The organism is Anaeromyxobacter soli (genome assembly GCF_022808855.1).
Taxonomy (GTDB): Bacteria; Myxococcota; Myxococcia; order Myxococcales; family Anaeromyxobacteraceae; genus Anaeromyxobacter; species Anaeromyxobacter soli.
In genome coordinates, this window is sequence record NZ_JAKZLF010000016.1 from 42,353 (window position 1) to 60,618 (window position 18,266).

18 protein-coding genes are annotated in these 18,266 nt (G+C 73.2%); 15 read left to right on the top strand and 3 right to left on the bottom strand.

Translation table 11 applies throughout. From position 1 onward, the window contains the following. Window positions 1–74: 74 nt before the first annotated feature. From MLV88_RS12730 to MLV88_RS12745, 4 genes are all read left to right on the top strand, one after another. Entirely contained in the window at window positions 75–725 is a 651-nt protein-coding gene (locus MLV88_RS12730) for a hypothetical protein (protein WP_242370911.1), read from the top strand. Between the two features lie 11 nt (window positions 726–736). Next, a complete protein-coding gene (locus MLV88_RS12735) occupies window positions 737–2,308 on the top strand; it encodes a pyrrolo-quinoline quinone (protein ID WP_243337634.1) in 1,572 nt (523 codons plus the stop codon). Then, a complete protein-coding gene (locus MLV88_RS12740) occupies window positions 2,305–4,029 on the top strand; it encodes a hypothetical protein (protein ID WP_242370908.1) in 1,725 nt (574 codons plus the stop codon). Before MLV88_RS12735 ends, MLV88_RS12740 begins: the two co-directional genes overlap by 4 nt. An 88-nt stretch (window positions 4,030–4,117) precedes the next feature. Next, entirely contained in the window at window positions 4,118–4,576 is a 459-nt protein-coding gene (locus MLV88_RS12745) for an acyl-CoA thioesterase (protein ID WP_242370906.1), read from the top strand. Here the strand turns inward: MLV88_RS12745 and MLV88_RS12750 are convergent, their stop codons facing one another. Continuing rightward, the gene (locus MLV88_RS12750; protein ID WP_242370904.1) at window positions 4,577–5,950 is read right to left on the bottom strand and encodes a neutral/alkaline non-lysosomal ceramidase N-terminal domain-containing protein; all 1,374 of its coding nucleotides are present in this window, start codon (window positions 5,948–5,950) and stop codon (window positions 4,577–4,579) included. 27 nt (window positions 5,951–5,977) lie between these two features. On the opposite strand from MLV88_RS12750, the gene purF reads away from it, so the two are divergent. From purF to MLV88_RS12770, 4 genes are all read left to right on the top strand, one after another. Beyond that, a complete protein-coding gene (gene purF, locus MLV88_RS12755) occupies window positions 5,978–7,432 on the top strand; it encodes an amidophosphoribosyltransferase (RefSeq protein WP_242355414.1) in 1,455 nt (484 codons plus the stop codon). A 101-nt stretch (window positions 7,433–7,533) separates the two neighbouring features. Continuing rightward, a complete protein-coding gene (locus tag MLV88_RS12760; protein ID WP_242337062.1) occupies window positions 7,534–8,670 on the top strand; it encodes a hypothetical protein in 1,137 nt (378 codons plus the stop codon). Window positions 8,671–8,830: 160 nt separating this feature from the next. Beyond that, entirely contained in the window at window positions 8,831–9,118 is a 288-nt protein-coding gene (locus tag MLV88_RS12765; RefSeq protein ID WP_242337065.1) for an HU family DNA-binding protein, read from the top strand. 114 nt (window positions 9,119–9,232) lie between these two features. Further along, entirely contained in the window at window positions 9,233–9,670 is a 438-nt protein-coding gene (locus MLV88_RS12770; protein WP_242337068.1) for a GNAT family N-acetyltransferase, read from the top strand. A 41-nt stretch (window positions 9,671–9,711) separates the two neighbouring features. On the opposite strand, the gene MLV88_RS12775 is transcribed toward MLV88_RS12770, so the two are convergent. Then, the gene (locus MLV88_RS12775; protein WP_374109397.1) at window positions 9,712–10,455 is read right to left on the bottom strand and encodes a TIGR02266 family protein; all 744 of its coding nucleotides are present in this window, start codon (window positions 10,453–10,455) and stop codon (window positions 9,712–9,714) included. 98 nt (window positions 10,456–10,553) lie between these two features. Between MLV88_RS12775 and MLV88_RS12780 the strand changes: the two genes are divergently transcribed. From MLV88_RS12780 to plsY, 7 genes are all read left to right on the top strand, one after another. Further along, window positions 10,554–11,069: a complex I 24 kDa subunit family protein gene (locus tag MLV88_RS12780; protein WP_242337075.1), complete on the top strand. Its 516-nt coding sequence runs from the start codon at window positions 10,554–10,556 to the stop codon at window positions 11,067–11,069. Then, on the top strand, window positions 11,066–12,391 hold the full coding sequence (gene nuoF / locus MLV88_RS12785) for an NADH-quinone oxidoreductase subunit NuoF (RefSeq protein WP_242337078.1): 1,326 nt from the start codon (window positions 11,066–11,068) through the stop codon (window positions 12,389–12,391). Before MLV88_RS12780 ends, nuoF begins: the two co-directional genes overlap by 4 nt. Before the next feature lie 3 nt (window positions 12,392–12,394). Then, entirely contained in the window at window positions 12,395–12,907 is a 513-nt protein-coding gene (locus MLV88_RS12790) for an NADH-quinone oxidoreductase subunit J (protein WP_242337080.1), read from the top strand. A 3-nt stretch (window positions 12,908–12,910) separates the two neighbouring features. Then, window positions 12,911–13,213 carry an NADH-quinone oxidoreductase subunit NuoK gene (gene nuoK / locus MLV88_RS12795; protein WP_242337083.1) on the top strand — a complete coding sequence of 101 codons (303 nt, stop codon included), beginning with the start codon at window positions 12,911–12,913 and terminating at the stop codon, window positions 13,211–13,213. Window positions 13,214–13,281: 68 nt separating this feature from the next. Then, a complete protein-coding gene (locus tag MLV88_RS12800; RefSeq protein ID WP_243337636.1) occupies window positions 13,282–14,421 on the top strand; it encodes a YIP1 family protein in 1,140 nt (379 codons plus the stop codon). Continuing rightward, on the top strand, window positions 14,418–14,828 hold the full coding sequence (locus MLV88_RS12805) for a DUF2752 domain-containing protein (RefSeq protein ID WP_242337089.1): 411 nt from the start codon (window positions 14,418–14,420) through the stop codon (window positions 14,826–14,828). The genes MLV88_RS12800 and MLV88_RS12805 overlap by 4 nt, the downstream gene beginning before the upstream one ends. Continuing rightward, window positions 14,825–15,436: a glycerol-3-phosphate 1-O-acyltransferase PlsY gene (gene plsY, locus MLV88_RS12810; RefSeq protein WP_243337638.1), complete on the top strand. Its 612-nt coding sequence runs from the start codon at window positions 14,825–14,827 to the stop codon at window positions 15,434–15,436. Before MLV88_RS12805 ends, plsY begins: the two co-directional genes overlap by 4 nt. A 28-nt stretch (window positions 15,437–15,464) precedes the next feature. On the opposite strand, the gene MLV88_RS12815 is transcribed toward plsY, so the two are convergent. Continuing rightward, complete coding sequence (locus MLV88_RS12815; RefSeq protein ID WP_242337096.1) at window positions 15,465–18,242, bottom strand: DNA translocase FtsK; 2,778 nt, start codon at window positions 18,240–18,242, stop codon at window positions 15,465–15,467. Between the last annotated feature and the right edge of the window lie 24 nt (window positions 18,243–18,266).

Genomic DNA, 18,266 nt, shown 5'->3' on the forward strand with positions numbered 1-18,266 from the left:
CATCACTTGCAGTCGCGGCGCGGCTGCTCGAAAATCCACGATCCGTCTCATCCACCCCGGAGGCACCGCCCGACATGGCTCTGTCCGGAGCGCTCACGCTGACCCTCGCGCTGCTCGCCGGCGCGAGCGGGGACCGCCTCCTCCTGTGCCGCCCGCGCGTGGGCGGGGACCCGGTGCTGGCGCGCGGAGACGCGATCGCCGAGGCCGCTCGCAAGGCCGGGAAGTTCCTCGACTACGGGGTCGCCTGCGAGGACGTCGCCGAGGGCGCCCGCGCCGCCCGCCGCGCCGGGCTCCCCTACGCGATCGCCGCCGGGGCCGAGGGGCGGGCGGAGGGGAGCCGCTACGTCCTCGTGCTCGCGGACGCGGCGAGCGAGACCGAGCGGGCGCGCCGCACGCTCGACGTGGCTCCGGGCGCGGACGCAGTGAAGCCGCTGCGGAACGCGCTTCGAGAGCTCGTCCGGACGCTGCCGCCCCCGCCCGGCCCGAGCCCGGCGCGCGTCGCCGCGTGGACGACCGTGGGGGCCGGTGTCGCCGCGGTGGCCGCCGGGACCCTCCTCGCCTTCTCCGCACGCTCCGCGGCGGGCGAGGCGAACGCCGCCGGCGACCCGGCCTCCTACACGCGCTCGCGCCAGACCTGGGAAGACCGGCGCCGCTGGAGCGGCATCTCTTTCGCAGCAGGGGGCGCCGCGATCGCCGCCGGGCTCACCTGGCGCTTCGTCTTCTGAGGGGACATCCCATGAGGCTCATCGTCATCTCCGCCGCGGCGCTGGCCCTCGCGTGCAGCTCGGTCGAGGACCGCGCCGCGTGCGCCACCAGCGCGGGCTGCCCGTCGGGCCAGTACTGCGCGCGGACCTCCGACGGGAGCGTCTGCTGGGCGGACGCGGTCCGGCCGGCGGTCTCCGTGGTCACCGCCTCGTGCGCGACGACCCCGTGCGTGCGCGATGGCGTCCTGCGGGTCGAGGCCACGGTCGCCGAGGACAAGGAGCTCGCGACCGTCGAGGCGGCGCTCGACCTCGACTCCGGGGCGCGCAAGGTCGCGATGACCGCGGCCGGAGGCCGCTGGGTCGCGGAGCTCCCTCTCCGCGACTGGCCCTTCGAGGCCTACGCGCGGCCGGTGGTCGCGAGCGTCGTCGCGCGCGACGGCGCCCGGAACGAGGGCAGCGCAGCGGCGGCGCCGGTGGAGGTGACGAGGTTGAGGTGGGTCTACGACGCCGGCGTGCCGATGAGTCCGGCGGCGGTCATGGATGACGGGACGGTCGTCGTCGGGCTGTCGAGAACGGCGGAGCAACTCGTCGCGATTCATCCGGACGGAACGAGAGCGTGGGCAGCGACGGTGGGCACGGGTTTCATCACCGCTCCTCCCACCGTCGGAACCGAGGCACTCTGGATCGGGAGCAACGACTTCTGGCTTCGCGGTGCTGCCCTCGACAGCGGTGGATCGCTGACCGGAGTCGGGGTGAACCTCGAGGGCGCCATACGCGGAGGAACGGCCATCGCGACGACGCTGGGGAAGGAATGGGCGTTCGCGGCCGCGATGTCGGGGCGGGTTGGAGCAACAAGCACGGTCGTCGGTGAGGACGCGAAGAGTGTTGCGACAAATGCCTACGTTTCAGGTGCCGTCATCGGTCGTGATGGTCGGGTTTGCGGGGCGACGTCGGGTGCTACATCAAGCTTGAGGTGCTTCGATTTTGATGGTGCGCTTGCCCAAGCGGGCGCCGCGGCCGTCGGCGTGAATGTCGTTGCTCCACTTGCTGTCGATGCCCAGGGCGGCATCTGGAGCGGCTCGCAGGATGGCAAGCTGAATCGAAGTGTGTTCGCCGCTGGGGTTCTGGAGACGACGACGGTCGCGTCGCTCACGGCCTCGATCGGCGATTCGCCGATCGTCGCTGGAGACGGAGACGTCTTCGTGGGCGATGAAGCCGGATATCTCCGCCGTCTTTCGCCCGCTGGAGTGTCACGCTGGGCGGACGCTCCGAATCTGGGTGCGGCCGTACTCGCTCCGATGATGCTCCGCGGGGGCCCGTGCGCCGTCCTCGTGTCCACAAGAGGCGGGACCGTCCATGCGGTACGTGGTGATGGTTTGGAGGATTGGCGTGGCGTGCTCGCCGCCGGCACGGAGCTGCGCTCCCCCAACATCTACACGCCGCCCGGTCAGCCCGCGGGCGCGGTGATGAGCACCGCCTACGTGGCGGGGGCAGACGGGAAGCTGTACGCCGTGATCGTTGACGGCGAGCTCGACACCTCCGCGCCCTGGCCGAAGGCATTCCACGATCCGCGAAACACCAACAACGCGGGGACGCAGCCGTGAACGTGCGCGGGGTCCTCGCCCTCGCCGGCGCCCTGTTCGCGCTCGGCGCGGGCGCCTCCGAGCGGCTCGGCGTCATCTCAGTCGCCGATCCGCCGGGCGGGCCGGACGCCGACCTGGCCGAGCTCGCGCACCAGCTCCGCGCGGCCTGCCGCGATCGCATCGGCGGCGTGGTGGACGTGCCGACCATGCGCGCCCGGCTCCTCGGCCAGGCGTCGAACGCCACCCTCTCCGAGCTCGACCGAGCCTACGGCGGCGCGCTCGCCGTGTACCAGAACGGCGAGTTCGAGAGCGCGGTGCGGACGCTCCGCGCCATCGTCGAGGACCTGGAGAGCCTCCCGGAGAGCGACGACGCCTACGCGCAGTGGACGCGGGCGCTGCTCCGCCTCGCCCACGCCGCCGCGACGATCGGGCTGGAGCGCGACGCCCAGGCCGCGCTCCTGAAGCTCGCGCGGATGGAGCCCACGCTCCAGCCGGATCCCGACCAGTACTCCCCGGGGTACCGGCGCAGGTTCGAGGAGGTGAAGGCGAAGGTCCGGGCGCTCCCGAAGCGCCGGCTGACCGTCCTCGCCGAGGGCGGGTCCGGTGTCGTCTACGTGAACGGTCGCAACATGGGGCCGGCACCCGTCGCCGTCTCGCTGCCCGCGGGCGCGTACCGGATCGGCGGCGCGGCGGACGCGTTGCGGGTCCCGAGCTTCACCGTCGACCTCGAGGCCGAGGATCGCACCGTGGTGCTCGACTTCGCCCTCGCCGACGCGATCCGCGTGAACGCGGGGCCGGGCCTCGCGCTCGCGCCCGAGCAGCGGGCTTACGGCATCATCCGCGGGGGTGCCTGGCTCGGCGTGGACAAGCTCGTGGTCGCGAGCCGCGTGGTGGAAGGCGGCGCCCAGTTCCTGCTCGGCTCCATCTACGACGTCCGTCGCGGGGCGCTCCTGCGCGAGGGGAGCGTCCGGATGGTGGCCGGCAGCGTGCCTGCGGTGAACCTCGGCGCGCTCGCGTCCTTCCTGCTCACCGGCCAGTCGTCGCGCGACGTGAAGGATCGCACGCCCGACCTGCCTCGCCAGCCGCCCGCGCCGCTCATCGTCGCGTCTCCGGCGCCGGTGCCGGCTCCGTCGCCATCCGCAACGGCGCAGCCCGCTCCGCAGCCGGCGCCGGTCACGGCGTCCCAGCAGCCGAAACGGGCTGCCGCCGCGGCAGCGACGGCTGCGGGCAAGCCGGCCGCGCTCGAGGGCGGCAAGCCGCCACCTGCGTCCCCATCGCCCGCTCGCACCGTGGCCGCGCTGGGGTCCGCGACGCCCGACCCGAAGGCCGCGCGGTCGACACCCGCTAGTGCCTCGCTCGCCTTCACTCCCCCGGCGATCTCGAGTGATTCGCCGGCCGCGGTCCTCACCCTCCGGCCGCGGCGCGCCGCCTGGATGCGCCCCACCGCGATCGCCTCGGGCGCGGCGGCCGTCGTGCTCGCCGCGGTCGCCGTCCAGCAAGGCCTCTCGGCCTCGGGTAAGTCGAGCGACGCGGACGCGATGGTCGTCGGCGATCCGCCGACGTTCAAGTCTGGCGCGGACCCGGCGCGGTACTACGCGCTCAGGCGCGACGCCGACGCGGCGCAGCGGAACGCCTACGTCTCGGCGGGGTTCGGCGTCGCGCTCGCCGCCGCCGCCGGCGCGCTCGGCTGGATGTCCTGGGATCGGACCCCGGAGCCCGCCGTCGTCGCGTTCAGCTTCTGACCCGCGTCCCGCCTGGCGCGCGCGGCCCGAGCGCGCTCGAGTTACAACGCCCGCCGCCGCGGCTCCGCCGCGCCCGGAGGAGCTCACCATGGACCGCTACACCCAGACCTTCACCGTCCGCTGGGGCGACTGCGACATGAACGGCCACGTGCGGAACACGATGTACAGCGAGTACGCCATCGAGACGCGCATGGCGTACCTGACCGCGAACGGCTTCAGCTACGAGCACTTCGGGGAGCTGCACCTCGGCCCGGTGCTGCTCAGCGAGGAGATCGAGTACCTGCGCGAGATCCGCGCCGGCGAGACGGTCGCGGTGGACTTCGTCCAGCTCGGCCTCTCGCCCGAGGGCGCGAAGTGGAAGCTCCGCCACGACCTCTGGAAGCCGAACGGCAAGCAGGCCGCGAGCATCATCGTCGCGGGCGGGTGGATGGATCTCCACACCCGCAAGCTCGTCCCCGCGCCCGCGGCGCTCGCCGAGGCGATGCGGCGCGTGCCCAGGGACCCGGCCTTCGAGGTCCTGCCCGCGCTCGGCTCCTCGCGGAGGTAGTCAGCGCTCGCCGGCGGCCCGGGCGGCCGCCTCGGCTCCCGCGTCGCGCCGCAGCGGCGCCTCGCCCCGCACGGCAGGATCGGCGCGCACCGCGGCCACCGCCGCCTCGATCCCGTGGCCGAGCCGCGCGGCGAGCTCCGGACCGTAGTACGTGCGCACCGCCTCGCCGCGGCGCGCCGCGATCTGCTCGGGCGTTTCCACGTAGCCCACGTAGCCACCGGCGAGCGAGACGATCTCCGTGCCGGGACCCGCCTCGGCGCGCCATGCCTCCCCCACCTCGGCCACCGGCTCGCCGGGCACGAACGCGAGCACCACCGGGCCGAGGCGCAGCGCGGACAGCGGGGCGCGCGCCGGGACCGCGCGGTAGGCGAGGTTGCCCGCCGCGGAGCGGAGGATCGCCGGCAGCGCTCCGGGCGCGGGCGCCGGGAGGACCACCTCGCCCGTCGCGAAGCCGAGCGCCGGGGCGGCGACGCGCTCGAAGCGGAGCGCCTCCACCGTGCGTGAGAGGGCGTCCGCGTAGCGCTCCGGCGTCACCGGGCCGCCTTCGGGCAGCGCCACCGACTGATCCCCGAGCGCTCCCTGGAAGAAGAGCCGCACGCCCGCCCCCGCCGCGTCCTCGTGCAGGAAGCGGCCCGGCCAGTCGCCGGAGATGAGCCGGTTCCGCTTTCCGAGCGTGGTGGGATGCGCGGCGAGCACCGTCAGCTCGGCGAGCGGCGCGCCGCCCCGCCGCGCGAGCCGCACGGCGAGGAGCCGCGCGTCCTTCGGCCCGCCCCCGCGGCCCCGCACGAGCGCCTCCGCCCGCCCGCGCGCGAGCTGGACCTCGACCGGGGTGAGGGCGCCCGCGGCGCGCCGGATCGCCTCCGCGATCCCCGCGACGACCGCCTCGCGCATGCGCGGCTCGTAGGGTGCCGCGCCGATGCGCTCGCCGAGCAGGTTGTCCCAGTAGCCGCCCGGTCCGGCGTGCGTGTGCGTCGCGGCGAGGACGAGGCCGTCGAGGCCGAGGTCCTCGACGCGCGCGCGGACGGCGGCCTCGAGCTCCTCGGGGACGACGAGCAGCTCCGCGGACGCGAGCGCGATCCTGCAGCCCGGCGCGCCCAGGACGAGCGCGCGGGCGCCCACCGGGTCGCGGACTCCCTCGCTCGTCCAGCGCAGGCGTGCGAAGCCGGCGATGGGCGCCTCGGCCGGAAGGGTGAAGGCGGCCTCTCCCACGCCTGCCGAGAGGGCGCCCGCTCCGCAGGGGGCGACGGCGATGCGCGCCGGCTCCTCGGGCCGCTCCGGCCGCCACGGGAGCGACGCGATCGCCAGCACGATCACGGGGATGGCGAGGGCCATCCCGGCGCCGCGCAGCGCGCGGGTGGCGGGCAGCTTTTTCAAGCGTGCATCGTTATACTCCGGCGCCTCATGGGGTACGACGCCGTCTACGACAAGATGAAGGACGAGTGCGGGGTCTTCGGGATCTGGGCGCTCGGCCAGTCCGAGGAGGCGTCGAACTACGCCTACCTGGGGCTGCACGCGCTGCAGCACCGCGGGCAGGAGTCGGCCGGGATCGTCGCGACCGACGGCGAGACCCTGCACGTCCACCGCGACATGGGGCTCGTGGCGGACGTGTTCACCGCCGAGACCATCGCGCGCCTCAAGGGCGGCGCCGCCATCGGGCACGTCCGCTACTCGACCGCCGGCGGCTCGCACGTGAAGAACGCGCAGCCGCTCGCCGTGCAGTACCAGGGCGGCGCGGTCGCGGTCGCGCACAACGGCAACCTCGTGAACGCCGAGGCGCTGCGCGCCGATCTCGAGCGCGACGGCTCGATCTTCCAGGCCTCCACCGACACCGAGGTGATCGTCCACCTCCTCGCCCGCGCGCGCGCGCCGGGCGCACCCGGCTCGGTCGAGCAGCTCGTCGGCGCGGTGCGCGAGGCGCTCTGGCGCGTGACGGGCGCCTACTCGATGCTCTTCCTCTCGCCCAAGGCGCTCGTCGCCGCGCGCGATCCGATGGGCTTCCGCCCGCTCGTGCTCGGCAGGCTCAAGGGCAGCTGGGTGCTCGCGAGCGAGACGACCGCCCTCGACCTCATCGAGGCGGAGTACGTCCGCGAGGTGGAGCCGGGCGAGCTCATCATCGTCGACGGCTCCGGGCTCCGCAGCGAGCGGCTCTTCCCCGCCCAGCCGCCCTCCCGGCTCGGCCGCTGCGTCTTCGAGCACATCTACTTCGCGCGGCCGGACTCGGTGCTGTTCGGCAAGTCGGTCTACGAGGTGCGCCACGCCTTCGGCAAGCGGCTCGCCGAGGAGCACCCCGTGCCGGCGGACCTCGTCATCCCGGTGCCGGACTCGGGCGTGCCCGCCGCCATCGGCTACGCCGAGAAGGCGGGGATCCCCTTCGCGATGGGGCTCGTCCGCTCGCACTACGTCGGCCGCACCTTCATCGAGCCGCAGCAGTCGATCCGGCACTTCGGCGTGAAGCTCAAGCTGAACGCGCTCCGCGGGGTGCTCGCCGGCAAGCGCGTGGTGGTGGTGGACGACTCGGTCGTGCGCGGCACGACGAGCCGCAAGATCGTGAAGATGATCCGCGCGGCCGGCGCGACGGAGGTCCACCTCCGCATCAGCTCGCCGCCCACCGCCTGGCCCTGCTACTACGGCATCGACACGCCCACGCGGCAGGAGCTCATCGCGAGCACGCACTCGATCGAGGACATCGCGACCTACGTCACCGCGGACTCGCTCGGCTACCTCTCGCTGCCCGGCCTCTACGCCGCCATCGGCGAGGACCGCGCCACGTACTGCGACGCGTGCTTCTCGGGCGAGTACCTCGTCGCCTTCCCGAAGCGCACCCCCGCGCCGCCCCTGCGCGTCGTCGGCGCCTGAGCCGCCGGAGCTCCCGAAGCCCGAGGTGAGCGCGCTCAATCGGGGCGGCGCCGCGCGTCGGGCGCACCGCGCGGCCCGAGCGTGCATAAGCTCGGGCGCGCATGGCGGCGAACCCCGAGCGCTTCGTCATCGCGGACGGCAGCGTCCACGTGTACCGCCTCTTCGACGTCGCGGACGCGATCGACCTCGCCGCCGCGGAGCGCGCCGTCGAGGTGGCGATGGCGGCGCCCAAGTCGCGCGCGCGCCTCACCGGCGCGCAGTCCGCGACCGCGCTCGAGCTGCCGCGCCCACCGCTGCGCGTCGCGCTCGGCGCGCGCGAGGCCCCGCTCCGCTCCCGCGGCGCGCGCACCGCCGAGGCGAGCGCGCACGTCTTCGACTACGGCGTCGTCTCGATCCTCTACAAGCTGCCCATCGCGCCCGGCACCGCGCTCGAGGAGCTCGTCGGGCTCGCGGAGGAGCTGTTCGTCTCGCCGCCGCCGGAGATCGACCAGGGGGCGCGGCGCGAGGCGGAGGAGCTCTGCCGCGCCCTGGGCGGCGCGCTCGAGCGGCCGCACCGCTGGGACGGCCTCGAGAGTTACCAGATCTTCTTCGTGCGCCGCTTCGCGGACGGACCCCTCCGCGCCCAGGAGCTGCTCGCCAGCGCCCCCGTGGCGGAGCTGCTCCTCGGCGAGACGAGCCCGGTCCGCCTCTCGACCGCCGAGCGCCAGGAGGTGCTCTCCCACCACTACACCTACCTGGAGGACGACCTCGCGGTGGTGCACTGGAACAGCGCGCTCGTGGTGGAGCCTTCGGGGGTGGAGGACATCCCCGACCTGCTGGAGTTCGCGACCGCCCACCTGCTCGAGCTGCGCTATTACGACGCGCTCCTCGACCGCGAGCTGCACCTCATCTACGACGAGATCGAGCGGGGCGGGAGCCCGGTCGCGAACATCTTCACCCGCCGGTACCGCGGCCTGCAGCGCCGCACCGCCGCCCTCCTGCTCGAGCTCTCCGAGATGGTGGAAAGGCTCGAAAACGCAGTGAAAATCGTGGGGGACTTCTACCTCGCGCGGCTCTACCAGAGCGCGGTCCGCCGCTTCCGGCTCCCGGCCTGGCAGGAGACGGTCCTGCGCAAGCAGCGGCTCCTCGCCGAGGTGAACGACCTCATCGGCGACGCCGCCGACACGAGCCGGAGCGAGCTCCTCGAGCTCGCCATCATCCTCCTCATCGTCTTCGAGATCGTCGCCGCCTTCCGCTGAGGGTGTGGCACGGCTCCCTCCCTGGAGCGGGATCGATCGTCACGATCGGCCCGTTTTTCAGGCCGATCGTGACGGCGTGAAGTTGACGGGGGGATCGGGAAGCGATATCTCCGAGCCATTCGCCGCCCTGGGCGGGCGGTCGACAGGAGGGCTTTCCAACATGACGCAGGCTCAGTTCTTCCAGGCGGTGGCCGAGGGCGCGCAGCTGTCGAAGGCCCAGGTCCGTCAGGTGTTCACGGCGGTCGAGGAGGTCGTGACGAAGCGGCTGAAGGGCGAGGGGAAGATCCCGCTCGGCGGCCTGGGCGCGGTGAAGCTCGTCGATCGCAAGGCGCGCATCGGCCGCAACCCGGCGACGGGCGAGCAGATCAAGATCCCGGCTCGCACCGCCATCAAGATCACGCCCGCCAAGGGCCTGAAGGACATCTTCAACAAGAAGGGCAAGAAGTAGCCCTTCCTCGATCGAGGTCCTCGGCGCCCGCCTGGCCCTGCGGCTCGGCGGGCGTCGCTTTTTCCGGTCATCACCTGTCGTGAACCCAGGGCGCCGCCCCGAGGGAGAGCAGCGATGAGCGTCGTCGTCGTCCCCGCCGACACCCCGGCCCTGCGCGAGCAGGCGTATGCGCTGCGCCACGACGTGTTCGTCGGCGAGCAGCGGGTGCCCGTCGAGCTGGAGCGCGACGAGCACGACGACGCGGCCTTCCACGTCGTCGCGCTCGAGGGCGCGCGCTGCGTGGGCACCGGCCGCCTCGTGCGGCAGGCGGGCGGCGTCGGGCGCGTCGGGCGCATGGCGGTGGAGCGCGGGCACCGCCGCCTGGGCGTGGGCGAGCAGCTCCTCGCCGCGCTCGAGGAGCGGGCGCGCGCCGAGGGGCTCGCCGAGATCGAGCTGCACGCCCAGTGCTACGTCGAGGCGTTCTACGCGCGGGCGGGTTACGCGCGCGCCGGCGAGCGCTTCGAGGAGGCCGGCATCCCGCACGTGGTGATGCGCAAGCGGCTCGTGCCGTGAGCGCCGCGCCGCGAGGCCGGATCAGGCGAGGGTCGTGACCTTCAGCGGATCCGCAGCAGCGTGCGGACCGTCGCGATGATGTCGGCGAACTGGACCGGCTTCTGGAGGTACACGTCGATGCCGAGCTCGGCGGCGCGGTCGCGCGCGTCGGGCCCGCCGGCGCTGATGATGACGATGGGCGTCCCGGCCAGCGCCGGATCGGCCCGCATCCGCTCGACGAGCGTGAAGCCGTCCATGACCGGCATGTACAGGTCCGCCATGACGAGGTCGACGCGGGGCGGCTCGACGAGCCGGGCCAGCGCCTCGTGGCCGTTCGGCGCGTACTCGACGGCGACGTCCACGCCGTCCCCCTCCGAGCGGAGCTTCCGGAGGGCGTACTGGTACATCTCGACCACCCGCGCGTTGTCCTCGACCACCAGCACGCGGTAGGTGCGCTTCGCCTTGCCGCTGCCGGTGCGGGCGGTCTCGGCGATGCGCGCGAGCTTGTGCCGGTCGTCCACCCGGTCGATGGGGATCTTGACCGCGACCCCCCGCGGCTGGTCCTTGGCGGCGGCGCGCGTGCGCACGACCTCCACCTCGACCTCCACGGGCTCGAGCAGCCCGGGGAAGCTCACCTGCAGCGGGACGCGATCGCCCTCGCGCAGGGACCGATCCGTGCGTATGAAGAGCCCGCCGGCCGACACGTTCTCCGTGACGTCCCGGACGGCCTGCTGCATGCCTGGATAATCCACACGGAGCACGAGCGGGACGCGGGGATCGCGACGCTTTTCTCGACCGATTTCCATCCGGAGCGGTCGAGTATACAGCGGCGGATCTCCTTGACAATCTTACATGTGCTCACTAGCCTCGCCCGCGCTTTACGCCCTGCCTTCATCGGACCTCTATGACGAATCCACCACTCGTCGGGACGGCCGAAGAACTGCCGCGGGAAAAGGTCGAGCACTTCGACCGTGAGCTCGCGGAGGTCCTTCGTCGCTACCCGCCCGATCGAAAGGCCGCGGCGATGCTGCCGGCCCTCCGCCTCGGCCAGGAAGTCTTCGGCTACCTCTCCCCCGCGGTTCAGCGGCTCGCCGCCGACCGGCTCGGCACCTCGCCGGCGCGCGCGGAGGAGGTGGCCACGTTCTACGTGATGTTCCACACCGCGCCGATCGGCCGCCACCTCGTGGAGGTGTGCACGAACGTCTCGTGCTGCCTCACCGGCGGCGACCGGCTGTTCGAGTACCTCAAGCACAAGCTCGGGGTCGCGAACGGCGGCACCTCGTCGGACGGGCGCTTCACGCTGCGCGAGGTCGAGTGCCTCGGCGCCTGCGGCACCGCCCCGGCGATGCTCGTGGACGAGGAGATGCACGAGCGGCTCGACCCGAAGAAGGTCGAGGAGATCCTGGGGAGGCTCGAGTGAGCGAGACGCTCATCCTGACGAAGCGCTGGGGGAAGCCCGACTCCGCCGCGCTGCGCACCTACCGCGCGGACGGCGGCTACGCCGCGCTCGACAAGGCGCTCGGCATGGAGCCCGCCGCCGTCGTCGACGAGGTGAAGAAGTCGAACCTCCGCGGCCGCGGCGGCGCCGGCTTCGCGACCGGGCTCAAGTGGACGTTCCTCCCGAAGGACGTCCGTCCCCGTTACCTCACGGTGAACGCGGACGAGTCCGAGCCGGGCACGTTCAAGGACCGCTACATCATCGAGCACGATCCCCACATGCTGATCGAGGGGATCGCCATCACCTGCTACGCGCTCGACATCCACGCCGCCTACGTCTACATCCGCGGCGAGTTCGCGAAGCAGGCGCGCATCCTCGAGGCGGCGGTCGAGGAGGCGCGCGCGGCCGGCATCCTCGGCTCGCGGCTCCTCGGCAAGAAGGACTTCGACCTCGAGATCGTCGTGCACCGCGGCGCGGGCGCGTACATCTGCGGCGAGGAGTCGGCCCTGCTCGAGTCGCTCGAGGGCAAGAAGGGCTACCCCCGCCTCAAGCCCCCGTTCCCGGCGATCGTCGGCCTGTGGGGCAAGCCCACCATCATCAACAACGTCGAGACCATCGCGAACGTCCCCTGGATCGTCGCGAACGGCGGCGACGCGTTCGCCGCGCTCGGCGTGGGCAAGTCGGGCGGCACCCGGCTCTTCGGCGTCTCCGGCCACGTGAACCGGCCGGGCGTCTTCGAGAAGCCGGTCGCCTACAACCTGAAGAAGCTCATCATGGAGGACTGCGGCGGGGTCGTCGGCGGCCGGAAGATCAAGGCCGTCATCCCCGGCGGCTCCTCCTCCCCGGTGCTGCGCGGCGACGAGATCGACATCTCGCTCGAGTTCGACGCGGTGAAGGCGGCCGGCTCGATGTCCGGCTCCGGCGGCGTCATCGTGTTCGACGACTCGACCTGCATGGTCCGCGCGCTCGCCCGCATCTCCAAGTTCTACGCGGAGGAGAGCTGCGGGCAGTGCACCCCCTGCCGCGAGGGCACCTCGTGGATGGAGGGCATCGTCGAGAAGATCGAGCACGGCCACGCCACCGCCGAGGACGTCGCCAAGCTCGAGCAGGTGGCGGGCAACATCGGCGGGCAGACCATCTGCGCGCTCGGTGACGCCGCCTCGATGCCGGTGCAGTCGTTCGTGAAGAAGTTCCGCGACGAGTTCCTGCGCCACGTCGAGGAGCGGCGCTGCCCGTACGGCGACCACGGCTGGGGTCTCGATCAGTCCTCTCGCCCGGCGGTGGTGGGCGGGGTGAGGTACTAGGCGATGCAAATCACGGCCGAGCTCGTCTGCTTCTGGATCTTCGCCATCCCCCTCGTCGTCACCGCGCTCGGCGTGGTGGTCGCGCGGAGCCCGGTGTACGCGGCGATGAACCTCGTCGCGGCCTTCTTCTTCATGGCCGGGCTCTACGTCCTCCTCGCCGCGCACCTCATCGCGTTCATGCAGATCCTGGTGTACGCGGGCGCGGTGATGGTGCTCTTCCTGTTCGTCATCATGCTCCTGTCGCTCGACGAGGAGCACCCGCAGCGCGAGCGCCGCAGGGCGATGCAGTACGTGGGCGTGCTCGGCGCGGTCTCGCTCCTCGCCGTGCTCGCCTCCGCCATCGCCCGCGTGCCCGACGCGGCCATGTCGACGCTCGCCCAGCCGGACCGCTTCGGCACGGTGAAGGCGGTCGGGCAGGTGCTCTACACCGAGTTCCTGCTGCCCTTCGAGGTGACGAGCCTCTTGCTCCTCGTCGCCATCGTCGGTGCGGTCGTCGTCGCGAAGGAGAGGATCTGAGCCATGGTCCCCGTCACCTGGTACCTCTGGCTCGCCGCGGTCCTCTTCACCATCGGCCTCTCCGGCGTCCTCCTGAAGCGCAACGCGCTCATCGTGATGATGAGCGTCGAGCTGATGCTCAACGCGGCGAACCTCACGTTCCTCGCGTTCGCGCGGCAGTCGGGGAACATCGGCGGGCACGCCATCGCCTTCTTCGTCATCGCGGTCGCGGCGGCGGAGGCGGCGGTCGGGCTCGCGGTGGTCATCGCCATCTACCGCACCCGCGGCAGCGTGAACGTGGACGAGGTCCGCGCGCTGCGCGAGTGAGCGTCGGTCCCTGACGGCGTCTCGGCCGACTTTCACCGCCCCGGCGCGCGCCGCGGTAAGCTCGCGGCATGATCGCTCGCTGCGCCCGGTGCCAGGGCACGTTCCAGACCGACCGCTTCGGCCGCCAGATCTGCCCGCACTGCGGCGCGGAGCTGCTCCTCGCCGATCCGAACGCGCCGCCGCCCTCGGCCGTCGAGCCGCCGCCCGCGGCGCCGGCGCAGCCCGAGGCCCCCGCTCCTGCGAGCGAGGCGCCGGCAGGTGCCGGTGCCGCCCCCGAGGCGCCGCGGGAGCCGCCGCCGCCCTCCCCCGAGGCCCCTGCGCCCGAGCCGGCCTGGGCGCGCACGTCCAAGCAGCCGGTGTGGGGCGCACCGCCCCTGCCGCCCGAGCAGGCGGCGGGCAGAGGTCCGGAGCTACCGCCTCCGCCCGGCCCGCCGCCGGGCGGCTACGGGCCGCCGCCCGGGGGATGGGGCCCGCCGCCGCCGGGTGGCTGGGGGCCGCCGCCGGGGGTTCCGCCTGGACCGCAGGGACCGGAGGCGTCCGCGCCGTTCGCCGAGCGGCGGCAGCGCGGCATCTTCTCGTCCTTCGTCGAGACCCTGAAGCTCGTCGCCACGCAGCCGGGCGCCTTCTTCCGGCGCGTGCGCGTCGACCAGCCGGGGAGCGCGGTGCTCTTCGCGGTGATCGCCTACACGGTCGGCACGCTGTTCCAGGGGCTCTACAGCCTCGCGACCGGCAGCCGCGTCGCGGAGATGCTCGAGTCGGTGGCGGAGAACATGCCCGAGGAGCAGGCGCGCTACGTGCGCATGTACGTCGAGAGCATGTCCGGCGCGTCCACGATCGCGCAGATCGTGCTCGCGCCCCTCGCCGCGCTCGTCGGCGTCTACCTGTGGGCGGCGATCGTCCACGGGATCCTGCTGCTCGTCCGCGGCGCGCCGCGCGGCTTCGGCGCGACGCTCACCGCCGTCGGCTACGCGCTCGGCCTCAACGTGCTGCTCATCGTGCCCGGCTGCGGCGGGTTCCTCGCGCTCGTGTGGGGCGTCGTCGCGATGATCATCGGCCTCGGCGAGACCCAGCGCTGCGGGCCCGGGAAGTCCACGCTCGCGGTGCTCTCGCCCGTGCTGCTCGTGCTCGTCTGCTCGTGCTGCGCCGCGATCGGCCTCGGCTTCGGCGGCATGCTGCAGGGCGGGCGCGGCCACTCGGTGAGCCTGTGACGGAGGCGGTGCGCTGGCAGCGGACGGCGCGGTTCGGGCACGCCGAGGTGTTCGCGGTGATCGGCGCGCTCTCGTTCTTCGCGGCGCGCTTCCTGCCCCTCCTCTCCCTGCCCTTCGTGTGCCCGCTGCGCGGGCTCGCCGGCATCCCGTGCGCCACCTGCGGCATGACGCACGCCTTCGTCCACCTGGCGCACGGCGAGCTCGGCCGCGCGATCGCCGCGAGCCCGCTCGGCGCCGCGCTCGCCGCCGCCGCCTGGCTCTTCGCCGCGCTCGACCTGTCGCGCGCGGCGCTGGGCGCGCCGCTGCCGGTGCCCTCCGAGCGGCTCGCCCGCGGGGCCGTCGCGCTCGGGGTGCTCGCGCTGTTCGTCAACTGGGCGTACCTCGTCCTCCGGGAGATCGGCTCGTGAGCCACAGCGCGCTCGGCGTCCTGCTCGTCGTCGCCGGCTACCTGGCGGGCTCGATCCCGTTCGGCGTCCTCCTCGGCCGGCTGGTGCTCGGCGTCGACGTGCGCACCGTGGGCTCCGGGAACATCGGCGCGACGAACGTCGCGCGCGCCGGCGGCAAGAAGATGGGCGTCCTGGTCCTGCTCCTCGACGCGGCGAAGGCCATCGTGCCCGTCCTCGTCGCGCGGGCGCTCCTCGCCGGCACGCCGCGGGCGGAGCTCTTCACCGTGCTCGTGGCGCTCGCCGCCTTCGTCGGCCACCTCTTCCCGGTGTGGCTCGGGTTCAAGGGCGGCAAGGGCGTCGCGACCGGGCTGGGCATCTTCGTCGTGCTCGCGCCGTGGGCCGCGCTCGGCGGGGTCGTCGCGTACCTCGTCGCCTACGGGACGACGCGCATCTCCTCGGTGGGCTCGCTCGCGGGCACCGCCGTCTGCGCGATCGTGACCTTCGCGCTCCACGGCCCCGCGAGCCCGGTGAGCTGGGCGGGGGTCGCCCTCGCGGCGCTCATCGTGCTGCGCCACCGCGAGAACATCGGGCGGCTCGTGCGCGGCGAGGAGAAGCGGATGCGCGTTTGAGCGCCGCGGCCTTCCCGCGCGCGCCGCGCTACACGTTCGGGATCGGCGAGACCTCGCCCACCGGCCGGATGAGCACCTGGCGAGGCTTCACGCCGTTCGCCGGGCCGACCACGCCCTCGCGCTCCATGCGCTCGATGATCTTCGCGGCCTTGTTGTAGCCGAGGCGCATCTCGCGCTGGAGCTTCGAGACCGAGACCTCCTCCATGCGCGAGACGAGGTCGAGCGCCTGGTCGTAGACCGGGTCGTCGTCGTCGGAGTCGTAGCGGCCATCCCCGCCGCCCTCGCGCGTCTTGAGGATCGAGTCGTCGTAGACCGGCTTGCCCTGCTCCTTGAGGAACTCGACGACGCGCTGCAGCTCCTCCTCGGAGACGAAGGCGCCCTGAACGCGCGTGACCGGCTGCGTGGCGGTCAAGACGAGCATGTCGCCGTCGCCGAGCAGGGCCTCCGCCCCCGGGCCGTTGATGATGGTCTGCGAGTCGTGGCGCGAGGCGAGCCGGAAGCTGATGCGGGCCGGGAAGTTGTTCTTGATCATCCCGGTGATGACGTCCGTCGACGGGCGCTGCGTCGCGACGATGAGGTGGATGCCGGTCGCGCGCGCCTTCTGGGCCAGGCGCGCGAGCGAGATCTCGACCTCGCGCGGCGCGGTCATCATGAGGTCGGCGAGCTCGTCGATGACCACCACGATGTAGGGCAGCTTCTGCGGCAGCTTCTTCTCGTCGCGGGCCGCCACCGGGTCCGCCGGCGGGGGCGCGGTGGGATCCTCGAACTCGGGGCTCGCGAGCACGGGCTCCGGCGCGGCCTCGGCGGCCGCCGCGCGCGCGGCGGCCTCCTCCTCGGTCTCGCCGGCGACCTCGTCGACCACCACGAGCTTCCGGGGCGGCGGCGCGTCCTTCTCCTCGAACGTGCGGCTCTCGGCGCGGAGCTTCTCGACCTTGCCGTTGTAGCTCTTGAGGTCCTTGGAGCCCGTGTCGGCGAGGACCTGCGTCCGGCGCTCCATCTCGTCCACCGCCCACTGCAGCGCCCGGGCGGCCTTCTGCGGATCGGTCACGACCGGGAGGAGCAGGTGCGGGATGTCCTCGTAGAGCGACAGCTCCGTCATCTTCGGGTCGACCATGATCATCCGCACCTCCGCCGGCGTCTGCCGGTAGAGGAGCGAGCAGATCATGGTGTTGAGGCCGACCGACTTGCCCGAGCCGGTGGTGCCGGCGATGAGGAGGTGCGGCATCCGCTGCAGATCCACGCAGTACGGGATGCCCTCGATGTTCTTGCCCAGGCCGAGCGGCATGAACCCGCCCGCGGAGGCGAACGCCTCGGACTCGAGGATGTCGCGCAGGTAGACCGTGGCGCGGTCGCGGTTCGGGACCTCGATGCCCACCACGCCCTTGCCCGGGATCGGCGCGATGATGCGGATCCGCGTGGCGCTGAGCGCCATCGTGAGCTCCTTGTCGAGGTTCTCGATGCGGGCGAGCTTCACGCCCGCCACCGGAGAGAACTCGTAGAGCGTCACGACCGGGCCGGGCCGGATGTGCTTGATGACGCCGTCGACGCCGTGCTGCTCGAGCGTCGCGACGATGACGTCGGCGACGCGCGTGAGGGCCTGCTCGTCGACGGCCTTGGCCTTCTCCTCGTGCGCGTCGAGGATCTCCGCCGAGGGGAGCTTGAAGACGTCGCCCGCCTTGGTGAAGGCGAACGCGGGGACCTCCTTCTTCTTGTCCTTCTTCTTCCCGCGCTCGAGCATCGCCTGCGAGACGATGATCTCCGGGCGGGCGGGCGGCGTCGGCGGCTCGGGCAGCGGCTCGGGCGCGGCGGCCTCGGCGGCCGGCAGCTCCACCACCGCAGCGGCCTTCGCCGCGGCGGGCTCCTGCTCCTCGCGCGCCTTGCGGCGCTTCCGGGCCGGGGGCTCGGCGGGCTCCGGCTCCTCGGCGGGGGCCGGGGCGGCGAGGCCGCTCACCCAGGCCGGATCCTCGAACCCGGTGCGGCGCGCGTGCTCGATGGCGAGCGCGGTCGCGACGGCGCGCGCCTCCTCGCGCGAGTCGTCGTCATCCGCCTCGACCGAGGCGGCGTCCGCGAGCGCCTCCTCGCCGGCGCGGCGCTTCCGGTCGGCCTCCTCGTCCGCGCGCAGCTCGGCGACGGCGATGCGGTGCTCCTCGACCGCGGCCGCCACCCGGTCCGACGCGAACCCGAACAGCCCGCGCGCGAGGTCGGTGAGGAAGCCGCCGATCGTCTGCGGCTTCACGTCGGCCGCCACGATGAGGGCGACGACGCCGGTGGCGGTCACGACGATGGCGCTGCCCCAGGTCGAGAGGAGCCCCTCGGCGTTCGCGCTGAGCGCGCGCCCCACCGCGCCGCCCGCCGGGAACGACGCGACGACGTGGGCGCCGAGCGCGAGGTGGCCGAGCGTCGCCACGCAGAGCGTGAGGACGGCGTAGGCGACCGCGGAGACGATGGAGAGCCGCGGCGACGCGCCGCGGAAGAGCCGCCAGGCGGCGGCCCCGAGCGCGACGGGCAGGACGAGCGCGGAGAACCCCAGCACGCCGTAGACGGCCGCGGCGAGGCTGTGCCCGACCGGGCCGACGAGGTTCGAGGGGGCCATGCCGCGCGCGATGAGCGCGCCGTCGAGGGACGAGTAGGTCGCGAGGGCGAGGCCGCTCGTCGCCGCGAGGGCGAGGAGCACCACCGCCCCGACGTCGCGGGCCATCCCGGTGCGCGGCGCCTTCTGCGCCCCGCCGCGCGGCTCCGCCTTCCGATCGCCCTTCTTCGGGCGCTCCTTCTCGGGAAGACGACGGTTGGACCTGGCCTTGCCCATGCGCGCGACCACCTGCCCCTCGCT

Excerpts from the sequence above, each read along its gene's own strand:
- MLV88_RS12730 (WP_242370911.1), top strand. The coding sequence starts at position 75 with ATGGCTCTGTCCGGAGCGCTCACGCTGACCCTCGCGCTGCTCGCCGGC.
- MLV88_RS12735 (WP_243337634.1), top strand. The coding sequence starts at position 737 with ATGAGGCTCATCGTCATCTCCGCCGCGGCGCTGGCCCTCGCGTGCAGC.
- MLV88_RS12745 (WP_242370906.1), top strand. The coding sequence starts at position 4,118 with ATGGACCGCTACACCCAGACCTTCACCGTCCGCTGGGGCGACTGCGAC.
- purF (WP_242355414.1), top strand. The coding sequence starts at position 5,978 with ATGGGGTACGACGCCGTCTACGACAAGATGAAGGACGAGTGCGGGGTC.
- MLV88_RS12760 (WP_242337062.1), top strand. The coding sequence starts at position 7,534 with ATGGCGGCGAACCCCGAGCGCTTCGTCATCGCGGACGGCAGCGTCCAC.
- MLV88_RS12765 (WP_242337065.1), top strand. The coding sequence starts at position 8,831 with ATGACGCAGGCTCAGTTCTTCCAGGCGGTGGCCGAGGGCGCGCAGCTG.
- MLV88_RS12770 (WP_242337068.1), top strand. The coding sequence starts at position 9,233 with ATGAGCGTCGTCGTCGTCCCCGCCGACACCCCGGCCCTGCGCGAGCAG.
- MLV88_RS12775 (WP_374109397.1), bottom strand. The coding sequence starts at position 10,455 with ATGGAAATCGGTCGAGAAAAGCGTCGCGATCCCCGCGTCCCGCTCGTG.
- MLV88_RS12780 (WP_242337075.1), top strand. The coding sequence starts at position 10,554 with ATGACGAATCCACCACTCGTCGGGACGGCCGAAGAACTGCCGCGGGAA.
- MLV88_RS12790 (WP_242337080.1), top strand. The coding sequence starts at position 12,395 with ATGCAAATCACGGCCGAGCTCGTCTGCTTCTGGATCTTCGCCATCCCC.
- nuoK (WP_242337083.1), top strand. The coding sequence starts at position 12,911 with ATGGTCCCCGTCACCTGGTACCTCTGGCTCGCCGCGGTCCTCTTCACC.
- MLV88_RS12800 (WP_243337636.1), top strand. The coding sequence starts at position 13,282 with ATGATCGCTCGCTGCGCCCGGTGCCAGGGCACGTTCCAGACCGACCGC.
- MLV88_RS12815 (WP_242337096.1), bottom strand. The coding sequence starts at position 18,242 with ATGGGCAAGGCCAGGTCCAACCGTCGTCTTCCCGAGAAGGAGCGCCCG.